Raw genomic sequence first — 20,055 nt, 5'->3', positions numbered from 1 at the left:
AATGACCAAATTTGTCTTCGTCACCGGTGGCGTTGTGTCTTCCCTTGGAAAAGGGATTGCCGCCGCCTCTCTCGCCGCGATCCTCGAATCGCGCGGCCTTAAAGTCACCATGCTCAAGCTCGACCCGTACATCAACGTCGATCCCGGCACGATGAGCCCGATGCAGCATGGCGAAGTCTTCGTCACCGACGATGGCGCCGAAACCGACCTCGACCTGGGCCACTACGAGCGCTTCATCAGCACCCGCATGCGCAAGGTGAACAACTTCACCACCGGCCAGATCTACGAATCGGTGATCCGCAAGGAACGCCGTGGCGAATACCTCGGCAAGACGGTGCAGGTGATCCCGCACATCACCAACGAGATCCAGGATTACATCTACCGCGGCGCCGAAGGCGTGGACGTGGCGCTGGTGGAAATCGGCGGCACCGTGGGCGACATCGAATCGCTGCCCTTCCTGGAAGCGGCGCGCCAGCTGTCGCTGCGCGCCGGGCGCAAATCGGCCGCCTTCGTGCACCTGACGCTGGTGCCGTACATCGCTTCGGCGGGCGAACTGAAAACCAAGCCGACCCAGCACAGCGTGCAAAAGCTGCGCGAAATCGGGATCACCCCGACCGCGCTGCTGTGCCGCGCCGACCGTCCGATTCCGGACGACGAACGCGCCAAGATCTCGCTGTTCTCGAACGTCGAAGAGCAGGCCGTGATCTCGGTGTGGGACGCCGACACCATCTACAAGGTGCCGCAGATGCTGCACGACCAGGGTTTGGATGCCATCATCCTGGAAGCGCTCGGCCTGGAAGCGCCGCCGGCCGACCTGTCGATGTGGACCAAGCTGATCTACGCGCTGGAAAACCCGAAAGCGGCCGTCACCATCGGCATGGTTGGCAAATACGTCGACCTGACCGAATCGTACAAATCGCTCACCGAAGCGCTGCGCCACGCCGGCATCCACACCGAAAGCCGGGTCAACATCGAATACCTGGACTCGGAAGACATCGAAACCAAGGGTTGCGAGCACCTGGCCAAGTACGATGCGATCCTGGTACCGGGCGGCTTCGGCAAGCGCGGCGTGGAAGGCAAGATCATGGCGGCGCGCTACGCCCGCGAACACCAGATCCCTTACCTGGGCATCTGCCTGGGCATGCAAGTGGCCCTGATCGAATACGCGCGCCACAAGGCTGGCCTGGCCAACGCCAACTCGACCGAATTCGACACCGACACCGACCAGCCGGTCGTGGCCCTCATCAACGAGTGGCAGAACCATGACGGCAAGGTCGAAAAGCGCGACGAAAAATCCGACCTGGGCGGCACCATGCGCCTGGGCGCGCAAACCTGCGCGGTCAATCCGGGCACCCTGGCCGCCGAAATCTATGGCAGCGTGGTCACCGAACGCCACCGCCACCGCTACGAAGCGAACAACCACTACCTGGCGCGGGTCGAAGCGGCCGGCATGATCGTGTCGGCGCGCACCCCGACCGAAGACTTGTGCGAGATCATGGAACTGCCGCGCACCGGAGAGAACGCGCACCCGTGGTACATGGGCGTGCAGTACCATCCCGAGTTCAAATCGACGCCGCGCACCGGTCACCCGCTGTTTACGTCGTTCATCAAGGCGGCGCTGGCGCACCAGGCCGCCAATGGCCATGCAGCGGCGGCCGCACCCACAGGAGATGCAGCATGAAGCTTTGCGGTTTTGACGTCGGCCTCGAGCACCCGATTTTTCTCATCGCCGGCACCTGCGTGATCGAATCGCGCCAGATGGCGATGGACACCGCCGGCACGCTGAAAGAAATCACCTCGGCGCTGGGCATCCCGTTCATCTACAAATCGTCCTTCGACAAGGCCAACCGCTCCTCGGGCACCTCGTTCCGCGGTCCCGGCATGGACAAGGGCCTCGAGATCCTGGCCGATGTGCGCCGCGAAATCGGCGTGCCGGTGCTGACCGACATCCACACGATCGAAGAAATCGCTGCCGTTTCGAGCGTGGTCGACGTGCTGCAAACGCCGGCCTTTTTGTGCCGCCAGACCGACTTCATCATCGCCTGCGCCCAGTCGGGCAAGCCGGTCAACATCAAGAAGGGCCAGTTCCTCGCGCCCGGCGACATGAGGAACGTGATCGACAAGGCGCGCCAGGCCGCGCGCGACGCTGGCCTCAATGAAGACAACTTCATGGCCTGCGAGCGCGGTGCCTCGTTCGGCTACAACAACCTGGTCTCCGACATGCGCTCCTTGGCGATCATGCGCGAATCGAACTGCCCGGTCGTGTTCGACGCGACCCACTCGGTACAACTGCCGGGCGGACAGGGCACCACATCCGGTGGCCAGCGCGAGCACATTCCCGTGCTCTCGCGCGCAGCCGTGGCAGCCGGTATCGCCGGCCTGTTCATGGAAACGCACCCGAACCCCGCCCAGGCGCTCTCGGACGGCCCGAATGCCGTGCCGCTCGGACGCATGAAGGAACTGCTCACCACCCTCGTCGAACTCGACCGCGTGGTCAAGAAAGCCGGCTTCCTCGAAACCAGCTTTGCGTAAGTTTGCGTAGTGCGGCACTTGCCGCCGTCCCGATCGCCCTGACAGATGCAGGCGGACCGTTCGCGCTCCGCCCACCTTTTTCTTACCCTTTGGAGATTGAAACATGAGTGCTATCGTTGACATTATCGGCCGTGAAATTATCGATTCGCGCGGCAATCCAACCGTCGAATGCGACGTGCTGCTGGAGTCGGGCGTGATGGGCCGCGCGGCGGTGCCATCGGGTGCCTCGACCGGTTCGCGCGAAGCGATCGAACTGCGCGACGGCGACCAGAAGCGTTACTTCGGCAAGGGCGTGCTGCAAGCCTGCGAAAACATCAACACCGAAATCTCCGAAGCCATCATGGGCCTGGACGCGAACGAACAAGCCTTCCTGGACCGCACCCTGATCGATCTGGACGGTACCGAAAACAAGAGCCGCCTGGGCGCCAACGCCATGCTGGCCGTCTCGATGGCGGTGGCCAAGGCTGCCGCTGAAGAAGCCGGCCTGCCGCTGTACCGTTATTTCGGCGGTTCGGGCGCGATGCAAATGCCGGTGCCGATGATGAACGTCATCAACGGCGGCGCGCACGCCGACAACAACCTGGACATCCAGGAATTCATGATCATCCCGGTCGGCGCACCGAGCTTCAAGGAAGCGATCCGCTACGGCGCCGAGATCTTCCACACGCTGAAAAAGATCCTGCACGAGAAAAAGCTGGCGACCTCGGTCGGCGACGAAGGCGGATTCGCGCCGAACGTGGCCAACCACGAAGAAGCCATCAAGCTGATCATGCAAGCGATCGAGCAGGCTGGCTACGAGCCGGGCACCCAGATCTGCCTGGGCCTGGACTGCGCCGCGTCCGAATTCTACAAGGATGGCAAATACCACCTTGAAGGCGAAGGCATGCAGCTGACCGCCACCGAATTCACCAACATGCTCGCGACCTGGTGCGACAAGTACCCGATCATCTCGATCGAAGACGCGATGGCGGAAAACGACTGGGATGGCTGGAAGATCCTGACCGAAGCGCTGGGCAAGAAGGTGCAGCTGGTGGGCGACGACCTGTACGTCACCAACACCAAGATCCTGAAAGAAGGCATCGAAAAAGGCATCGCCAACTCGATCCTGATCAAGATCAACCAGATCGGCACCCTGACCGAAACCTTCGCCGCGATCGAAATGGCCAAGCGCGCCGGTTATACTGCCGTCATCTCGCACCGTTCCGGCGAGACTGAAGACTCGACGATTGCCGACATCGCCGTTGGTACCAATGCCCTGCAGATCAAGACTGGCTCGATGTCGCGTTCGGACCGCATGGCCAAGTACAACCAGCTGCTGCGCATCGAAGAAGACCTGGGCGACATCGCCAGCTACCCTGGCCGTAGCGCTTTCTACAACCTGAAGTAAGCCGAACCGCACCGGCTGGCCGCGCGCCGGCCGGTGCCATGCTCCCTGTCATGCGCCTCATTACGCTCGTTCTCGCGACCCTCCTGCTCCTGATCCAACTGCCGCTCTGGCTGGGCAAGGGTGGCTGGCTGCGCGTGGGCGAACTGGAAAACCAGGTTTCGCTGGCGCAGCGCAAGACAGTCGAACTGAAGGCGCGCAACGCCAAGCTCGACTCCGAAGTGCACGACCTGACCAATGGCACGGGCGCGGTGGAAGAGCGCGCGCGTTTCGAGCTGGGCATGATCAAGAAAAACGAGATCTTCATCCAGATCCTCGACGCCAACGGCCAGCCCAAGGAATCGGCCACTCCGCTGCCGCCGCCCAAGCCCGACGCCAAGACTACCCCCTGAAGCAAGCTCCTAACACCGGGGTCTGACCTCTGATTAGAAATTAGTTGTTACCAGGCATCGTCACCCCCACACCGGGGTCAGAGCTCTGACTTGAAATAATTTCAGCCTGGACAAGTCCCTCGCCCAACATTGCGCTGCCCTTGAACGACCAGCCGTCGCTGCTGCCATGGGAGACGGATGGTGCGGCGGCGCTGCGGCAGCGTGGCTTGCCCGGTGAGCAACAAATCGCGTTGCTGCCTAGACAAAAATTGCTAATCAGAGGTCAGACCCCGGTTGTAGGGTGTTGACTCGGCAGTTTATAGGTGCTTTTACCGAATTACGGGCAAATTCCGCCGCAGTGCCATCTTGCGTTTTCTCTGATTAACGTTGACAAACGTCATCAATCGGTATTTAATTTCTGTAACGACAGAAATGAATGAAATTGGAGAAATGATGGCACTGGGACCGACCGAACAGAAATTCGTCCTGCACTGGGGCGAGATGGGCACGCGCTGGGGCGTCAACCGCACCGTCGCGCAGATTCATGCACTGCTGTTCCTCGCCAAGCGCCCGCTGGCGGCCGAGGATATCGCCGACGCGCTGTCGGTGGCGCGCTCGAACGTGAGCAACAGCCTCAAGGAGCTGCAAAGCTGGAACCTGATCCGCGTCACCCACTTGATGGGCGACCGCCGCGATCACTTTGTCGCCCTCCATGATGTGTGGGAGATCTTCCGCGTCATCGTCGAGGAGCGCAAACGGCGCGAGATCGATCCGACCCTGACCGTGCTGCGCGAATGCGCCATCGAGGGCGATACCGATACCGCGCTCGAACCAGCCTCGCTGGCGCGCATGAACGAGGTGCTGAGCTTCCTCGACATGCTCGGCACGACCTACGACGATTACAAGCACCTGCCGCCCGCAACCCTGCAGCGCTTCCTGAAAATGGGCGGCAAGGTGGCGCGCTTCCTCGGCCCCGACGACAAGGACGGGTCGTGAGCGGCGCCGAACTGACCCTCTACTTCGACGGCAAGTGCCCGTTCTGCCGCGCCGGCATGGCCAGACTGGCGCAATGGGACAAGGCCGGGCGCCTGGCCTTTGTCGATATCGCCGCTCCCGGTTTCGATCCGGCCCACCTGGGTGTCGACATGGCCGCCCTGAACCGCGAGCTGCACAGCCAGGCGCGCGATGGCCGCGTGCTGGTGGGGATCGACAGCATGCTGCGCGCCTACCCGTTGGCCGGCCAGGCCTGGCGCGTGCTGCCGCTGCGCGTGCCCGGCTTGCGCACCTTGTGCAGCTGGTCGTACCGGCTGTTCGCGCGCCACCGCTACCTGATGTCGCGCGTGCTCGGCTACCGCGCCCCGGCCTGCGCCGAGGGTGTATGCGAGCGTCCCAATCCCTTTTTCAAACGATGAAAGCACGTATGCACTCTCCATTTCTGCGCCGCTGGGCCATCCGCTGGATGTACGCGGCCATCGCCACCCATCTGGTGGTCGGCATGCTGCTGCCATGGTTCGCCGACGCCGCGATCTTCAGCGGCTACCACCGCGGCATCGAAACGGCGTTCTGGGGCGAGAGCGTGCCGGCGCCGGCCCACGCGCAGCAAATCTGGTGGATCTCGCTGTTCGGCCCCACCGTGCAAAGCGCGGCCCTGTGGATGGGCGCCCTGGCGTGGATTGGCGACCGCCAGCGCAGCGCCTTTGCCTGGGGCGCGCTGATCGCCGGCATGCTGCTGTGGGCGCCGCAGGACATGATGGTGTCGCTGCGCGCGGGCTGCTGGGATAACATCTGGATCGATACCTTCGCGCTGGCCACGATGCTGCCGCCGCTGGTGTATCTGTACTGCGTCGACCGCATGCAAGCGGTGCGCACATGATCGCGTCCGAAGGCGAGTTATTCAAGAAGATCCTCGGTCCCGCATGGCGCGGCCTTCATCCCGACATCCAGGCGCGTTTCGACCATAACCCCATGCCCGGCAAGCCCTTGCACTACACGGGCCGGATGACGGAGCTGAGCTGTTCAAGCGTCGGCCGCGTGCTGGGCTACCTGACCATGCCGCTGATCCAGGGCGCGCTGATGCCGTTTAACGATGCCGATTTCCCGGTCGATATCGAGGTGTACTCGAAACAGGGCAGCGCTGCCATTTTCAAGCAGCGCATCTATCGCCTCAACGGGCGCAAGCCGGTGCAGTTCACTTCCTACATGTTGGAGAGCGCGCGCGGCGAAGTGCTCGAATACGTCGGCATGGGCATGGGCATGAAGCTGGTGCTGGCGGTGCGTGACGGGAACCTGCACTTTGAGAGCGACGGCTACTTCTGGCAGGTGCTGGGCGTGCGCATTCCCATACCGGCCTGGTTCACTCCGGGTAAAACCTATCTTTGCCACCGCAATAACGACAGCGCGCAGTTCGATATCCGTATCGAGATCCGCCACGCGCTGTTTGGTACAACCTTCACGCAGGCGGGCGTGTTTCGCGAGGTGCGTTCATGAATACCCATTTGCTTGCGCTGCAGTTGATGGCCGTCCAGGGCTGCCTGGGCGCCTTCGACACCCTGTATCACCACGAATTGACCGAGGCCTTGCCCGGCCGCGCGAGCGCCCGTCTGGAACTGCGGATCCATGCGTTGCGCTCCGTGATTTACTGCGCCATGTATGTCGGCCTGGCGTGCTGGCGCTTCAACGGCCTGTGGGCGGTGGCGCTGCTGCTGGTGTTCGCGGTCGAGATCGGGCTGACCTTGTGGGATTTCGTGGTCGAGGACCAGACCCGCCTGCTGCCGGCCACCGAACGGGTCACGCACACCGTGCTGACGCTCAACGGCGGCGCTTTCATCGCGCTGCTGGCCCTGAACGCAGGAGAAAGCATGACGCTGCCGACCGCGCTGGCATGGGAGCCGCATGGCCTCCTGAGCGCGTTCCTGCTGCTTTGCGGCGCGGGCGTCGGTCTGTCCGGCGTGCGCGATGCTTTCGCGGCGCGCGCCCTCGACCGCCAGGCGGCCCGGCCGCAGCCGCCGGCATTGCGCTTTGGCGCCACCGGCTGCGCAGTGCTGCTGACCGGGGCCACGGGCTTCATCGGCCAGAAGCTGGTGCGCGCGCTGCTGGCCGATGGCCACCGCGTCACGGTGCTGTCGCGCCAGCCGCGCGCGGCGGCCTGGCTGTTCGACGGTCGCGTGGAGTGCGTCAACGACCTGGCGCAGTTGCCGCCGGCGCGCCGCATCGATGTGGTCATCAACCTGGCGGGCGCGCGCATTCTCGGCTGGCGCTGGAGCGAAGCACGCCAGGCGGCCTTGCGGGTCAGCCGCATCGGCCTCACGCGCAAGGTGGTGTCCTGGATCGCCGCCGCCGATCACAAGCCGGCGCTGATGCTGTCGGCGTCCGCCATCGGTTACTACGGCATCCAGGCGCGCGGTGACGATACCGTTCTGACAGAAAGCGATGCGCCGCAGCCGATGTTCATGTCGGACCTGTGCCGCGAGTGGGAGGAAGCCGCCGGCACCGCCGCGGCGTACGGCGTGCGCGTGGCGTGCATGCGTTTTGGCCTGGTGCTCGGCACCCAGGGCGCACTGCCGATGATGCTGCTGCCGGTCAAACTGGGAATGGGCGGCCCGCTCGGCGACGGGCGCCAGTGGCTGTCGTGGATTCATGTGGACGATGTCATCGCCGGCATCGCCCATCTGTGGACCAGCGGCGAGGGCGGGGCCTACAACTTCACCGCGCCGGAGAGCCTGCCGCAGGCGAGCTTCAACCGGGTGGCGGCCAAGGTATTGAAGCGCCCTTACTGGCTGCCCACGCCCGGCTGGCCGATGCGCCTGGCCTTGGGCGAACAGGCCGACCTGCTGCTCGAAGGGCAGCGCGTGGCGCCCGCGAAGCTGCTGGCGAGCGGTTTCGCCTTCCGCCATCCGACCCTGGCCGGCGCGCTGGCGAGTCTGTCGTGACGCTTAGTCGAGCAGGGTCTTGACCAGGATCTTGCCCTCGCCGGCGGGGCTGTCCTGGCGCACCATCAGCTGGCTGCCTTTGGCGAACCAGAAGGTCGATACGTAACCGGGGCGGTTGTAGTCGGTCGTGACGACCCAGCACTCGATCATGCCTCCCGGGCCAGGAATGCTGGCCGATCCGGATACCTTGAACAGGTAGCGCGCCGGCCCCTGCTGCCCGCCCGGGTGGTAGAAGTTGATACTGGCTTGGTAGCCATCGGCCAGCGGTAATGCTTGCAGCGTTTCGATATCGGTCTCGAAGTTGAAGGTCGGCTCGGGAGAGTCGACCACCAGGTCCTTGTTGACGCTGTCGGCGAGTTCCTTCATGCCGGTGATCTTGTCGGGTGCGAAGATGAATCCCTCGACCACGCGCTTGCCATCCTTTTCCGCGATGCGCTCGTGGGTGCGCGGCCGCAGCGAGCCCGCATCGAACCAGGAGCTGACGGTTTTGAGCGACGCCGCCGATGGCGCCGTGTCGTAGCGCTGCCGGATCTGCATGCGTTGCTGGCCATCCTCGGTGGAGAAACGGATCTCGCGCGTGATGATGTCGGCCGGTACCCGGCTCTCGCCGCTGCGCAGGTAGCGCAGGTAGTGGTGTACGCCTTCCTTGAGCAGGGCAGCGCGCGGCAGGGTGGGGCCGACGTCGACGCTGGTGACGGCGGCGTGGCTCGAAGGGGCAAGGGCGGCCGCCATGATCAGGGCGGGCGATGCCAGTCGGGGTATGCGCATATCGAACATCTCCTGTAGCTTAAAAACTCAAAAGGTCCTTCAATTCCTGGGCATTGCGGCGCGAGATGTCGAGCACTTTGCCGTCGCTCATCGTTACCTCGTAGCCGAGCGAGATCGATTCTTCGATGGCGCGGATTTCCTGCAGGTTGATGATGCACTGGCGGTTGGCGCGGAAGAAGAACTTGACCGGCAGCCGTTCCTCGATGCTGTTCAGCGATTTCTTGACGTAGGCTTTTTCGGTGCCGAAGAAGATGCGCACGTAGTTCTTGCAGCTTTCGATATACCGGATCGACTCCAGGCTCACCAGGTGGCAGCGTTCGCCGTCCTTCACGAAGATTTTGCTGTTGATATCGAGCGGCGGCCGTGCCACCGCTGCCGGCGCGGCATCGGCGGCGGCCAGTTTGGCGATCGCGGTGGCCAGCCGTTCGTGGCTGACGGGCTTGAGCAGGTAGTCGACCGTGTTGTAGTCGAACGAGCGGATCGCGTATTCGGAATAGGCGGTCGTGAAGACAATGCGCGGCAGGTAGTCGAGCATGTCGAGCAGGTCGAATCCGCTGGCGCCGGGCATGTGGATGTCGAGGAACAGCACGTCCGGCCGCAGTTCGGCGATCAGCGGCGCCGCCGTCGCGGGATGGTCGGCCTGGCCGATCACCTCGACCCCGTCGAACTGGCCGAGCATGCGCACCAGCCCTTCGCGCGCCAGGCGCGAGTCTTCAATCACCATGACCCTCATGCCGCGTGCTCCAGCGGCAGCATGATGCCGACCTTGAAGACGCCATTTGCGTGGGTGGTGCTGAGCGCGGCCAGATCGCCGTACAGGAGGTGCAGGCGCTGCCCGATATTGAGCAGGCCAATGCCGGTACCTGCGGGGGCCGGCACCGGTTTGTCGGGAGCGTCGTTGTGCACTTCCAGCAGCAGGCACGGGCCTTGCCGGGATGCGCTCACGGTCAAGGTGCCGCCGCCCTGGAGCTGGTCGAGGCCATGCTTGACCGCGTTCTCCACCAGCATCTGCAAGACCATCGGCGGCATCAGGGCGTCGTCCAGGCCGGGCGCGATGTGAAGGGAAAAGGCGAGGCGCTCTTCCAGCTGCGTCTTGACGATGGCAAGGTACTTGGTGATGATGCCCACTTCATGGTGCAGGCTGACTTTTTCGTGTTGGCTGCTTTCGAGCGAATAGCGCAGGATGTCGGAGAACGAGGTAATCATCGCGTCGGCGCGCTGCGCATCTTCGTGGATCATGAAGCGAATGTTATTGAGTGAGTTGAACAGGAAGTGCGGGTTGAGCTGGTTCGACAGACTGCTCAACTGCGCTTCCTTCAGGTTGTTTTGCAGGCGCAGGTTGAGCACTTCGGCCTTCTTGATGCGGCGGCTGCTGCTCACGCTGATGTAGATGAAGCCCCACACTGCCACGAACAGCTGGCTCTTGGGCGCTTCGTCGATGAATTTGTTCAGTATGAGTTCGGACGGGATGATCGGGATGTTGAGTTTTTTGTATTTGGCGCTGATGGTTTTCAAGAACATCGGCGCGACCGCGGCTGTGACGCAGGCGCCGATCAGCATGCCGGCCACCGCGCTGTACAGCACCACGATGGCAATGAGCTTGGCGATCGGCACGGCTTCGCCGCCGCGTCGCTTGTACAGCCAGCGCAACACCAGTACCGCCAGCGTGTAGAACGGAATCCACGCCAGGCTGGAGTAGAACTGCATCCTGACCATGAAACCCCACGCGACGGCGATGGCGGTACTGGCCATGACACCCACCGCGACGGCGCTGCAGTGGTAAATCCAGAAGTCGCGGTCGCGCGGGAAGAAGTGCGGTTGCATGCGGTCGGCTTATCCAGTGAATGATCGGAGACCGCATTCTAGCAAGGCGGCGCGCCCGGCTTTATTTGGCCATCTTGCGCCGCTCGCGTTCGGCGGCGCGGGCTGTGACCAACTTCGCTTCGAAGCGCGCCACCGCCGACGCCTGCGGCAGCACCGGCCCGCCCAGCGCAAGGCGGAAGCCTTCGCCGATGCTGCTTGGGTTTTCATCTCCCGCGTGCCCGCGCACCACCGTGCGCGCGTCGCGCGCCCCGTAGCTGCCGCCCCGGTGCATCTTCATGGGCGAATCGCGCTTGTGGCAGTTGGTGGTCCATGCGGAACCGTCCGTCGGTGCGCCTTCGTAGTTCAGGTGCTCGCAATCGGCAACGAACTCGCCCACGTTGCCGATCATGTCGTACAGGCCGAAGGCGTTGGGCTCGTACATGCCGACCACAGTGGTGAACGCGGCGCCGTCTTCGCAGATGGCGGGCTTTCCAGTGCGGCCGATGAGCGCTGCGATCGCCTTGTTGCCCGAGAAATCGCGGATGTTCGCATGGCGGCACACCTGGCTGGCGTCGTCGCCGAAGGGGTAGTCGGTCTTGCTGCCGGCGCGCGCGGCGTATTCCCATTCCGCTTCCGACGGCAGGCGGTACGGCTTGCCGGTCTGGGCCGACAGCCATTCGGCGTAGGCGGTGGCGTCCTTCCAGGTCACGCACATGACCGGATGGTAGTCGCTCGGTGCATATACCGGCGTATTCCAGGCGCCCGGTGCCATTTCGATGCCCCATTCGGTGCTGCCGAACTTCCAGCATTCTTTCAGGGTCTGGTGGCCGGTCGCTTCGACGAACTGGCGGAATTCGCCGACGGTGACTTCGTACTTCGCCATCTGGAAGCTGGCCACGCGCACGTCGTGGAGCGGCTGGTCGGTCGGGTAGTCCTTGTCCGCGCCCGGAGTGGTACCGCCCATCGCAAACGTGCCGCCCTTGATGGCGACCATCGGGGGTTCGGCCACGCTGCCGGCGGCTGCCGCGCCGGTCGATGCCATCAGGGCCAGGGAGAACAGGAGGGTGCTTTGCATGTGCTGCCTTCATCAGGTGGGGTGGTGAGAATGACCACATTCTGTGCGAGACGGCCGCGCTTGGCGGGAAAAGGTGCCGACCGGCGTTATGCGGGGATAAACGGCGATCTGTCGCGCAGACACGTCCCGTAACACTTCTTACCGGAGCATGCTGGTTGCAAGGGGCGAATCGCGGTGCAATGGATACATGGACGACACGCAGTAGTCGCCCTGGTCCCCGGAGAGGCGGCATTTCTCAGGCGGCCCATATTGCTGCGGGCAGCATCGACGACAGGAGTTCATATGCACAAGAAAGCCCTTATCATCGCCCTCATGGCTGTTTGCATGGGCACCGGCAGCACCGCTTTCGCCCAGTCGCGCGAGTATCGCGGCGACCATGGGCAGCGCAGCGAGCAGGATGAACGCAATGGCCGTTACGAGCGCAGCGACCGCCATGACCGCCATGACCGCGACCGGCACGACGATCGCCGTGGCGACCGTTACGACAGCCCGCGCGGCGGCTACCAGCCCCACGACCATCACCGGTCCGGGCGCCAGCATTTCCGCCGTGGCGCGTACCTGGACCATCAGTATCGCTCAAGCAGCTACGTGGTCAGCGACTGGCGCAGCCGTCGCCTGAGCGCTCCGCCGCGCGGCTCGCACTGGGTGCAGGCCAATGGCAATTACCTGCTGGTGGCGGTGGCCACGGGCCTGATCGCGCAGGTGCTGCTGAACCAGTGATCATGGCGCCAGGCGCGCAGTGCTTGCGGGCGGCTACAATGCCGCTTTCGCCACGACTGCGCTGCCTGAACTCCATGACACTGAAAGAAACCCCGTTCCATCCCGACCTGCGCGTGCTCCAGCGCGCGTACGACACGCATGGCATGGCGTGGAGCGCGCCGCAGCACGAGGCGGAAAGCGCCGAGTATGCGGCCAGCAGTTTCGCGGTCGAGGGCATGCAGGTGCGCTTTCGCGTCGCCAAGATCACGCCCACCAAGGTCGGCCAGTTCGTCACGCTGTGGAAGCGTCTCGGCAGCGGGCCGATCCAGCCGTTCGACGAGACCGACCCGGTGGACCTGTTCGTGGTCAGTACCCGCGACGGGGAGCGGATCGGGCAGTTCGTCTTTCCCCGGGCGGTGCTGGCCGCGCGCGATATCGTGGCGCGCGCGGGGCAGGGCGGCAAGCGCGCCATTCGCGTGTATCCGCCATGGGTGCTCACGGCCAGCAAGCAGGCGCACGCCACGCAGCGCTGGCAGTTGCAGTATTTTCTTCCCGACGGCGCCGACGCGGCTGCCGTGCGCAGGCTCTATGGACCGCTCTGACGCGGCTCCTGTTGCGACTTCCAGTATTCCAGCGGCGATGTGCCCACCAGTTTCGTGAAGTCGCGCGTGAAATGGGCCTGGTCGAAAAAGCCGAGCTGACTTGCCAGGTCCGCCAGGTCGACCGGCGCCGGCCTGGCCAGGCGCCAGCTCGCTTCCTGCAGCCGGTAGCGCTGGATCACCCATTTGGGTGACACCCCCACATAATTGCTGAACAGCCTTTGCAGCGCGCGTTCTTCGATCCCCACTTGCGCGCACAGGGCGGCCACGCTGGCCGGTCCATCGATGGCTGCGGCGGCGTTGACGGCTTGTTCGGCGAGCAGTGCGCGTGCGTCCGGGGCCGGCAGCACGGCGAGCAGCATCGCTTCGGCGGCGGCGACCATATCGGCGTCGCTATCGCAGTCCAGCACGCGCTGTTCGGCGGCGGCGGTGGGCATGCGCAGGACCTCATCGAACGGCATGGTGCGGTCGGCCAGGCGCGAAACGGGATGCGCGATGAAGGGACGCAGACCGCCCGGCTTGAAGCGCACGCCGAGCACCCGGCCCGCCCCCGCCACGCTGCGCTCGAACGCGCCGCGCACCACGCCGTGGATGGCGCTCAGGCCGCGGTCAAACACCAGGTGCGCATTCGGATAGGGCAGCACGCGCTGGATCTCGGGGGCGCGCTCGCCCATGTTCCATTCGACGATCCAGAAGTAGTCGACGCAGCGCGCCAGCGGGGCCGATGGCGGGTAGGTGGCCAGGCGGATGCGGCGCGCCATGCCGAGCGGATCGACGATCCCTTTCGGCGTTGCGGGTGCGGTGTCGGGTTTATCCAAGATGTTTTTCGTCCTTGCGCTTAGTGTGGAGGTTCCCGCGAGCGACCGTGCGAATGTGCCGGCGCCGCCCATCCTGAAATCGAAAGCCTGCCATGTCATTGTTCCGCTTCAGCGCCATCGCGCTCTCCCTGTTCGCCTTTCTGCAACCCGCTGCCGCACAAACATCGCCCGCGATGCAGCGCGCCAGCGGGCCGTTCGAGATAGCGATCATACCCGCCGGCGCTCCCGAGAAGGAAGGCCGAACTGCCATCGCCCGCATGGCGCTCGACAAGCAGTATGCCGGTGCGCTGGCCGCTACCGGCAAGGGCACCATGCTCACGGCGGTGAGCGACACCAAGGGCTCTGCCGCCTATGTCGCCATTGAACGGGTCAGCGGTACCCTGGCCGGCCGCAAGGGCAGCTTCGTGCTCCAGCATGCGGGCACGATGCATGGCGGGACCAGCCAGGCCGCCATCACCATCGTTCCCGATTCGGGCACGGAGGAGTTAAGCGGCATCACCGGCAGCCTTGCGCTTACGGTCGTCGACGGCAAGCACTTCTACGCGCTCGATTACGCGCTGGGGCGCTAAGACGCCGGGTGCGCGAAGGTCGGTCATGAATTGATGAATTTTGCTCAGTGGTGCATGCACGGCAAGGCCTCTTATCCAATCAATCAAGACCACCCATACTGGCCGCTCGATTGACTACACGAGGAGTTTGCTGTGATGAAAACGCGCGCATTGGGATCGACCGGCTTGTCGGTGTCCGCCATCGGGCTCGGTTGCATGGGGATGAGCTTCGCCTACGGCGGCGCCGACGAGGCGGCGTCGATCCGCACGCTGCAGCGCGCCGTCGAACTGGGCGTGACCATGTTCGATACGGCGCAGGTCTACGGCCCCTACGCCAACGAGGAGCTGCTGGCGCGGGCCTTGCGCGGGCTGCGCGGCAAGGTGAGCATCGCCACCAAGTTTGGCTTTCGCATCGGCGCGCAGGGGCAGGGCATGCAGCGGGTGACGGGAGTGGATAGCCGCCCGGTGCAGCTGCGCGTGGCGGTCGAGGGTTCGCTGGCCCGGCTGGGCGTGGAGGCGATCGATCTGCTGTACCAGCACCGGGTCGATCCGGCGGTGCCGGTCGAGGAGGTGGTGGGCGTCATGGCCGATCTGGTCCGGGAAGGCAAGGTGCTGCATCTGGGCTTGTCGGAAGCGTCGGCCGGCACGCTGCGGCGCGCTTGCGCAGTGCATCCGATCGCCGCGCTGCAGTCGGAGTATTCGCTATGGAGCCGCGAGGTGGAGGATGAGGTGCTGCCGGCCTGCCGCGAGTTGGGCGTGGGCTTCGTGCCATACAGCCCGCTGGGGCGGGGCTTCCTCACCGGGAAGCTGGCTTCGGCCGATGTTCTGGCGGCGGACGACTATCGGCGCGGCCTGCCGCGCTTCCAGGACGAGGCGTTGCGCGCCAACGCGCCGCTGGTGGCGCGGCTGGAGCAGCTGGCCACCGCACACGGGGTCAGCGCGGCCCAGCTGGCGCTGGCCTGGCTGCTGGCGCAGGGCGAGCAGATCGTGCCGATTCCGGGCGTGCGCCGGCTGGCCAACCTGGAGCAGAACGTGGCGGCCGCGCAGTTGGTGCTGAGCGCGGCGGAACTGGCGGAGATCGCCGCCGCCGTGCCCCCCGGCGCGGTGCGCGGCGCGCGCTACAGCGAGCAGGAGATGGCCATGGTCGGACTGTGAGGCGTTGCACCAGGTGCAGGTGGTGACGAAGCGCGGCTTCAGGCCGGGGTCAGGTCGAGCAGGTAGCGGGCGCCGTCGACCCAGGCGTTGTCGATCATGGCCAGGCGCGGCAATTCAGCTGCGTGGACGAAGCCGCATTTATGCAGCACCGCCGCCGAACCCTGATTGGCGAGGGTGATCTCGGCGCGCAGCGCGTTCAGTTGCCAGGTCGAGCGGGCCAGCCCGATCAGGTGGTGCAGGGCGAACGTGGCCAGGCCCTTGCCTGTCTGGTCTTGCGCGATGCGGTAGCCCACTTCGGCCGAACCGGCGCCGCGGTCGATGTCCTTCAGGTTGGCGCGTCCGACGATGCGGCCTTCCTCATCGAGAAGTACGCACGGATGCCAGCTGCCGGCCGCATGCCCCTCCAGATAGTGTGCGATATGCCGCGCCACGCCTTGCGGCGTATGGAACGCCGGGTCGCGCGCTGCGACGTGGCGCTCGAACCAGGCGCGGTTGGCCAGTTCGAACGCCAGCAGGGCGCCGGCGTCGTCATGTGCCAGCGTGCGCATGCTGTGGGTGGATGCGGCCGGCATGCGCGCTTATGCCGGCGCCGCGCTGGCGATGGTGGCCAGCACGGCGCGCACGGCGTCGGGCACGGGCACCGAGCGATTGCTCGCGCGCTCGACGTACACATGAACAAAATGCCCGGCCGCCGCCGGCAGCGCTTCGTCATTGCGGTACAGCGCCAGCTCGTAGCGCACGCTGGAGTTGCCCAGCCTGGCCACGCGCACGCCCACGTGCACCGTGTCGGGAAAGGCGATCGGGCGAAAGTACGAGCAGCCGGTGTCGGCCACCAGAGCGACCACGGTGTCGGCGTGGATGTCGAGCACGCCGCGCGCGATCAGGAACTGGTTCACGGCGGTGTCGAAAAAGCTGTAGTAGACGACGTTGTTGACGTGCTGGTAGGCGTCGTTGTCCATCCAGCGCGTCGGTATCGCCAGAAAATGCGGGAACGCGGAGCGCGGCGACTCGCGCATGTCAGTGCTTCACGTCGCTGGCGGGAAGCAGCACTTCGACCGGGGTGTCGCCCACGAACAGCTGCGCGCAGTCGACCTTGTCGAACGAGTAGTGCTTGCCGCAGAAGTCGCAGTCGATCGCCAGCTGGCCCAGTTCATCGAGGGCGCCGTCGACTTCGTCGCGGCCCAGCATCTTGAGCATGTTGCCGACTTTTTCGCGCGTGCAGCTGCAGTGGAACTGGGGATGGGCCGGCTCGAACACGCGGATCGTCTCTTCCCAGAACAGGCGGTTCATCAGGGTCTGGATGTCGGTCGAGAGCAGCTCTTCCTGCTTGAGGGTCGAGGCCAGCATGACGGCGCGGTTCCAGGTTTCCAGTTCGTCGGCTTCGCTGCTTTGCTTGATCTGGTCATCCTTGCCGCTGTGGCGCGGCAGCTTTTGCAGCAGCAGGCCGCGCGCGACGCTGTCGTCGGCCGCCAGCCACAGGCGCGTGTCGAGCTGCTCGGAACGCAGCATGTAGTTTTCGATGACGGTCGCCATGTCGTCGCCGTCGAGCGGCACGATGCCCTGGTAAGGCTGCTGGCCGGGCATCTTGTCGGCCGGGTCGAGCGTGATGACGAAGCGCGCCTTGCCGCCGGCGTTGAGCAGGTCGGTCAGGCTGGCGTCGTCGGCCACGCTCACGCCCTCGGCCAGCTTGGCGGTGGCGCGCATGCGCAGGTCGGAATCGCATTCGACCACCAGCAGGCGCACTGGCCCGTCGCCATGGATCTGCATGACGATGGCGCCGTTGAACTTGAGGTTGGCCGACAGCAGGGCCGCCGCCGCCACCATTTCGCCGAGCACCTTCTTGACCGCCGGCGGATAGCTGTGGCGTTGCTGGATCTCGCCCCAGGTAGCCGAAATTTCGACGAACTCGCCGCGCACGGCGGCATTGTCGAAGATGAATTTTTGCAGGGTATCGTTGTTATTTTCTGTAGTCATTGTTTATCCAATCTTTTTCAGTTGCGTCTTGAATAGCTGGCCGCGTGCAACATAGCTGGCGGCGCTGCCTTCGAGACGCGCGAGGTCTTCCGCGCTCAGGGTGCGCACGGCTTTGGCCGGGGCGCCGATGATGAGCGAGTGGTCAGGGAATTTTTTTCCTTCGGTTACCAGCGCTCCGGCGCCGACCAGGCAACCCTTGCCGATCCTGGCGCCATTCAGGATCACCGCCTGGATGCCGATCAGCGAGCCATCGCCGACCGTGCAGCCGTGCAGCATGGCCTGGTGGCCGATCGTCACATTGCTGCCAATGGTGAGCGGAAAGCCCATGTCGGTGTGCATGACCGTGCCTTCCTGCACGTTACTGTTGGCGCCGATCGTGATGCGCTCGTTGTCACCGCGAATGGTCACGCCGGACCAGACCGAGGTATTGGCCTCCAGCGTCACTTTGCCGATCAGGCTGGCGGAATCGGCGACGTAGGCGGACGCGTGAATCTCGGGCGCATGCTCGCCCAGTTGGTAGATAGCCATATTTGGTGTCGGGAAGCGTTGGAATGGCGCTATTTTACGCCGCCCCGGCGCTTTCGATGCGGCATGGCCGTTTACTGCTGCGTCCCGGCAAGGTTGGGGGCTTTCTTCTAATCACAAGGCGGGGCGGCGCAAGACTACTTGTTTCGCGTAGGATAGCTTTCTTTTATGACACGTTTATAGCGGAGGCATCATGCGACTTTCCCCTGTTTTGCGCCTGGCCGGTGTGCTGGCGCTGGCCGGCGCCCTGACGGTTCCGGCGGCGCGCGCCGCCGATTTCACCACCACCGACGGCTACCACGCCGCCTGCCGCGAGGTGGCCAAGGGCGCCGTGCCCAAGGATGACGAGGCGCGCATTGCCGCCGTCATCTGCCGCGATACGGCGCTGGTGCGCCAGATCGTCACCTGGGGCACGCAGGGCTTCGAGCGGGTGCATAAAGACCGTACCTCGAACGACGCCATCCTGGTCGAGGTGACCAAGGAAATCGACTACGTGATCGCCGAACTGGGCGCCACGCGCAAGTTGCTGGCCCAGGTCAAGCTTGGCAAGCGCAAGTCGCTGCGCCTGGCGCCGGCGCAGTGGGAGCTCGACCTCGACAGCGACGGCCAGGTCAAGCTGTGGGAAAAATACCTGTTCGCCCTGCCAAAGCGCGGGCACCAGGCGTTCCGTGTGAGCGGCCCGAGTAACGATCAGGAATATTACGACCGCGAATACAATCTCGGCGCCGTGATCCGGGTCGACCAGAGCGATATTTTATGGTCGCTGTCGTATCATCATTTCATCGAGGGCTTGCTGAGCAATGTGCGCGCGTTCGACCTGGCCAAGGACCATAACGGCGTGATCCTGGCGCGGCCGGCCTTGCTCAAGGCGGCGCACCAGCTGATCGGCAACGGCTTCCTGGTCTCGGGAAAGATGCGCCAGGAAGTGCTGGCCGAAACCGATGACGACGAAGAGTGGATCGGCAATCCCAAGCAGGCCAACACCGTCTTCCCGCTGCCGCTCGACGCGGCCGATTTCGCCAGTTGGGACATGATGATCAAGGAAATGTCGGCGCTGTGGCAAGGCCGCACTCTGTTGCCGGCCACCCAGGGTGGAAGCGGGATGCTGGCGGCGATGGCGCCCTTGTGTCCCGAGGGGACTGGCTTGAACGTGGCCAAGGTGTATTTGCAGCCGCCGGCGGCCGGCACCTTGTACGCGTTTCGCCGCACCAAGCTGCCGACCAGCCATTGCCAGCGCATCGACAAGACCCATCCCGTCTCGCCGCTGCCGCAAATGGCGGAACAGGCCGGAAAATCGAATACCGGCATGGGGTTCCTGCGGTATTTGTACTGGACTAATTAAATGCGGCGCTCATTTCCACTGTGCCTGGACCCGGAATGACATTGGCCATGAACGCACAGTTGATCAGCGTCGAAGACGACGAAACGGGCACCGCGCTGATGCTGATCGGCGGCGTTGAAATAGCGGCCATGAGCTGCTTGTGGTACGGAAGCGCTTGCGTCGCCTGTCCCACGCTGGGGGAGTTGTTCAACCCGACGTTTTCCTGCTTGTTCGATGAATCCGATCATGCCGATTGGGCATCGGTGTTCGCCGGGAATCCCGCTCAGGAAATGCGGCTGCATCGTACAGGGCTGTGGTCGTACCGCGCCCTTGGCCGGATTGTGGCGATAGAAGGACCGGAGCATGCGGCGCTGGCTGACTGCGGCGGATGTCTGATTCCATTGCCTGTCACGCTGTACGACCCTTGCTGTATTGGCGTATATGTCGGTTTCAATATTCAACGTTTGAGTGTCTCGATTGCGTGAATTGACAGAGTGCTGAAGGAGCGGGGCCGGGGACAAGGATGGCGCTTCCCGGCAACATCGGAACCTGCT

Annotated in this window: 24 protein-coding genes; 15 read left to right on the top strand and 9 right to left on the bottom strand. The window is 64.4% G+C overall.

Annotated elements, in window-relative coordinates:
* Nucleotide 1: 1 nt before the first annotated feature.
* The 9 genes from PO883_RS06330 (at nt 2) to PO883_RS06290 (ending at nt 8,216) form a co-directional block, all read left to right on the top strand.
* Nucleotides 2-1,681 carry a CTP synthase gene (locus tag PO883_RS06330; protein WP_289308983.1) on the top strand — a complete coding sequence of 560 codons (1,680 nt, stop codon included), beginning with the start codon at nt 2-4 and terminating at the stop codon, nt 1,679-1,681.
* Nucleotides 1,678-2,532 carry a 3-deoxy-8-phosphooctulonate synthase gene (gene kdsA / locus PO883_RS06325; RefSeq protein WP_289308982.1) on the top strand — a complete coding sequence of 285 codons (855 nt, stop codon included), beginning with the start codon at nt 1,678-1,680 and terminating at the stop codon, nt 2,530-2,532. The genes PO883_RS06330 and kdsA overlap by 4 nt, the downstream gene beginning before the upstream one ends.
* Nucleotides 2,533-2,635: 103 nt before the next feature.
* Nucleotides 2,636-3,919, top strand: coding sequence for a phosphopyruvate hydratase (gene eno / locus PO883_RS06320; RefSeq protein ID WP_167094245.1), 1,284 nt, complete (start codon nt 2,636-2,638; stop codon nt 3,917-3,919).
* Between the two features lie 50 nt (nt 3,920-3,969).
* Nucleotides 3,970-4,308 carry a cell division protein FtsB gene (ftsB, locus tag PO883_RS06315; RefSeq protein ID WP_289308981.1) on the top strand — a complete coding sequence of 113 codons (339 nt, stop codon included), beginning with the start codon at nt 3,970-3,972 and terminating at the stop codon, nt 4,306-4,308.
* A gap of 432 nt (nt 4,309-4,740) precedes the next feature.
* Nucleotides 4,741-5,283, top strand: coding sequence for a GbsR/MarR family transcriptional regulator (locus PO883_RS06310; protein ID WP_289309053.1), 543 nt, complete (start codon nt 4,741-4,743; stop codon nt 5,281-5,283).
* Nucleotides 5,280-5,699, top strand: coding sequence for a DUF393 domain-containing protein (locus PO883_RS06305; protein ID WP_289308980.1), 420 nt, complete (start codon nt 5,280-5,282; stop codon nt 5,697-5,699). Before PO883_RS06310 ends, PO883_RS06305 begins: the two co-directional genes overlap by 4 nt.
* An 8-nt stretch (nt 5,700-5,707) precedes the next feature.
* Nucleotides 5,708-6,160: a cell division protein gene (locus PO883_RS06300; protein WP_289308979.1), complete on the top strand. Its 453-nt coding sequence runs from the start codon at nt 5,708-5,710 to the stop codon at nt 6,158-6,160.
* Complete coding sequence (locus PO883_RS06295) at nt 6,157-6,774, top strand: DUF4166 domain-containing protein (protein WP_289308978.1); 618 nt, start codon at nt 6,157-6,159, stop codon at nt 6,772-6,774. Before PO883_RS06300 ends, PO883_RS06295 begins: the two co-directional genes overlap by 4 nt.
* The gene (locus PO883_RS06290) at nt 6,771-8,216 is read left to right on the top strand and encodes a TIGR01777 family oxidoreductase (protein ID WP_289308977.1); all 1,446 of its coding nucleotides are present in this window, start codon (nt 6,771-6,773) and stop codon (nt 8,214-8,216) included. The genes PO883_RS06295 and PO883_RS06290 overlap by 4 nt, the downstream gene beginning before the upstream one ends.
* A 3-nt stretch (nt 8,217-8,219) precedes the next feature.
* Here the strand turns inward: PO883_RS06290 and PO883_RS06285 are convergent, their stop codons facing one another.
* From PO883_RS06285 to PO883_RS06270, 4 genes are all read right to left on the bottom strand, one after another.
* Nucleotides 8,220-8,984, bottom strand: a complete 765-nt coding sequence (locus tag PO883_RS06285) for a hypothetical protein (protein WP_289308976.1) — start codon at nt 8,982-8,984, stop codon at nt 8,220-8,222.
* Between the two features lie 19 nt (nt 8,985-9,003).
* Nucleotides 9,004-9,708 (bottom strand): LytTR family DNA-binding domain-containing protein, encoded by a 705-nt coding sequence (locus PO883_RS06280; RefSeq protein ID WP_289308975.1) that lies wholly within the window; start codon nt 9,706-9,708, stop codon nt 9,004-9,006.
* 5 nt (nt 9,709-9,713) lie between these two features.
* On the bottom strand, nt 9,714-10,808 hold the full coding sequence (locus PO883_RS06275; protein WP_289308974.1) for a sensor histidine kinase: 1,095 nt from the start codon (nt 10,806-10,808) through the stop codon (nt 9,714-9,716).
* A 61-nt stretch (nt 10,809-10,869) separates the two neighbouring features.
* The gene (locus PO883_RS06270) at nt 10,870-11,862 is read right to left on the bottom strand and encodes a formylglycine-generating enzyme family protein (RefSeq protein WP_289308973.1); all 993 of its coding nucleotides are present in this window, start codon (nt 11,860-11,862) and stop codon (nt 10,870-10,872) included.
* A gap of 282 nt (nt 11,863-12,144) precedes the next feature.
* Here PO883_RS06270 and PO883_RS06265 point away from each other — a divergent pair, with 282 nt between their 5' ends.
* Nucleotides 12,145-12,582, top strand: a complete 438-nt coding sequence (locus PO883_RS06265) for an RcnB family protein (RefSeq protein WP_289308972.1) — start codon at nt 12,145-12,147, stop codon at nt 12,580-12,582.
* Between the two features lie 74 nt (nt 12,583-12,656).
* Nucleotides 12,657-13,163, top strand: a complete 507-nt coding sequence (locus tag PO883_RS06260) for a MepB family protein (protein WP_289308971.1) — start codon at nt 12,657-12,659, stop codon at nt 13,161-13,163.
* On the opposite strand, the gene PO883_RS06255 is transcribed toward PO883_RS06260, so the two are convergent.
* A complete protein-coding gene (locus PO883_RS06255; protein WP_289308970.1) occupies nt 13,148-13,978 on the bottom strand; it encodes a helix-turn-helix domain-containing protein in 831 nt (276 codons plus the stop codon). The genes PO883_RS06260 and PO883_RS06255 overlap by 16 nt on opposite strands.
* 92 nt (nt 13,979-14,070) lie before the next feature.
* Here PO883_RS06255 and PO883_RS06250 point away from each other — a divergent pair, with 92 nt between their 5' ends.
* Together PO883_RS06250 and PO883_RS06245 are read left to right on the top strand one after the other, a co-directional pair.
* Nucleotides 14,071-14,547, top strand: a complete 477-nt coding sequence (locus PO883_RS06250; protein WP_289308969.1) for a DUF3224 domain-containing protein — start codon at nt 14,071-14,073, stop codon at nt 14,545-14,547.
* A 135-nt stretch (nt 14,548-14,682) separates the two neighbouring features.
* Nucleotides 14,683-15,681, top strand: coding sequence for an aldo/keto reductase (locus tag PO883_RS06245; RefSeq protein WP_289308968.1), 999 nt, complete (start codon nt 14,683-14,685; stop codon nt 15,679-15,681).
* Nucleotides 15,682-15,719: 38 nt separating this feature from the next.
* On the opposite strand, the gene PO883_RS06240 is transcribed toward PO883_RS06245, so the two are convergent.
* The 4 genes from PO883_RS06240 to PO883_RS06225 are packed head-to-tail and all read right to left on the bottom strand — an operon-like array spanning nt 15,720 to nt 18,183.
* Complete coding sequence (locus tag PO883_RS06240; RefSeq protein WP_289308967.1) at nt 15,720-16,253, bottom strand: GNAT family N-acetyltransferase; 534 nt, start codon at nt 16,251-16,253, stop codon at nt 15,720-15,722.
* A gap of 6 nt (nt 16,254-16,259) precedes the next feature.
* Entirely contained in the window at nt 16,260-16,697 is a 438-nt protein-coding gene (locus PO883_RS06235) for a thioesterase family protein (RefSeq protein ID WP_289308966.1), read from the bottom strand.
* Nucleotide 16,698: 1 nt separating this feature from the next.
* Nucleotides 16,699-17,655, bottom strand: coding sequence for an Hsp33 family molecular chaperone HslO (gene hslO / locus PO883_RS06230; RefSeq protein WP_289308965.1), 957 nt, complete (start codon nt 17,653-17,655; stop codon nt 16,699-16,701).
* Between the two features lie 3 nt (nt 17,656-17,658).
* Nucleotides 17,659-18,183, bottom strand: coding sequence for a gamma carbonic anhydrase family protein (locus PO883_RS06225; protein ID WP_289308964.1), 525 nt, complete (start codon nt 18,181-18,183; stop codon nt 17,659-17,661).
* A gap of 190 nt (nt 18,184-18,373) precedes the next feature.
* Here PO883_RS06225 and PO883_RS06220 point away from each other — a divergent pair, with 190 nt between their 5' ends.
* Nucleotides 18,374-19,522: a hypothetical protein gene (locus PO883_RS06220; protein ID WP_289308963.1), complete on the top strand. Its 1,149-nt coding sequence runs from the start codon at nt 18,374-18,376 to the stop codon at nt 19,520-19,522.
* A gap of 47 nt (nt 19,523-19,569) precedes the next feature.
* Nucleotides 19,570-19,986, top strand: coding sequence for a hypothetical protein (locus PO883_RS06215; RefSeq protein ID WP_289308962.1), 417 nt, complete (start codon nt 19,570-19,572; stop codon nt 19,984-19,986).
* The last annotated feature ends 69 nt before the right edge of the window (nt 19,987-20,055 follow it).

This window comes from Massilia sp. DJPM01, assembly GCF_030348125.1.
In the GTDB taxonomy this organism is placed as follows: domain Bacteria; phylum Pseudomonadota; class Gammaproteobacteria; order Burkholderiales; family Burkholderiaceae_D; genus Telluria_A; species Telluria_A frigida.
Note: the sequence above shows the minus strand (reverse complement) of the source record. Positions and strands in the feature narration are given on the sequence as shown.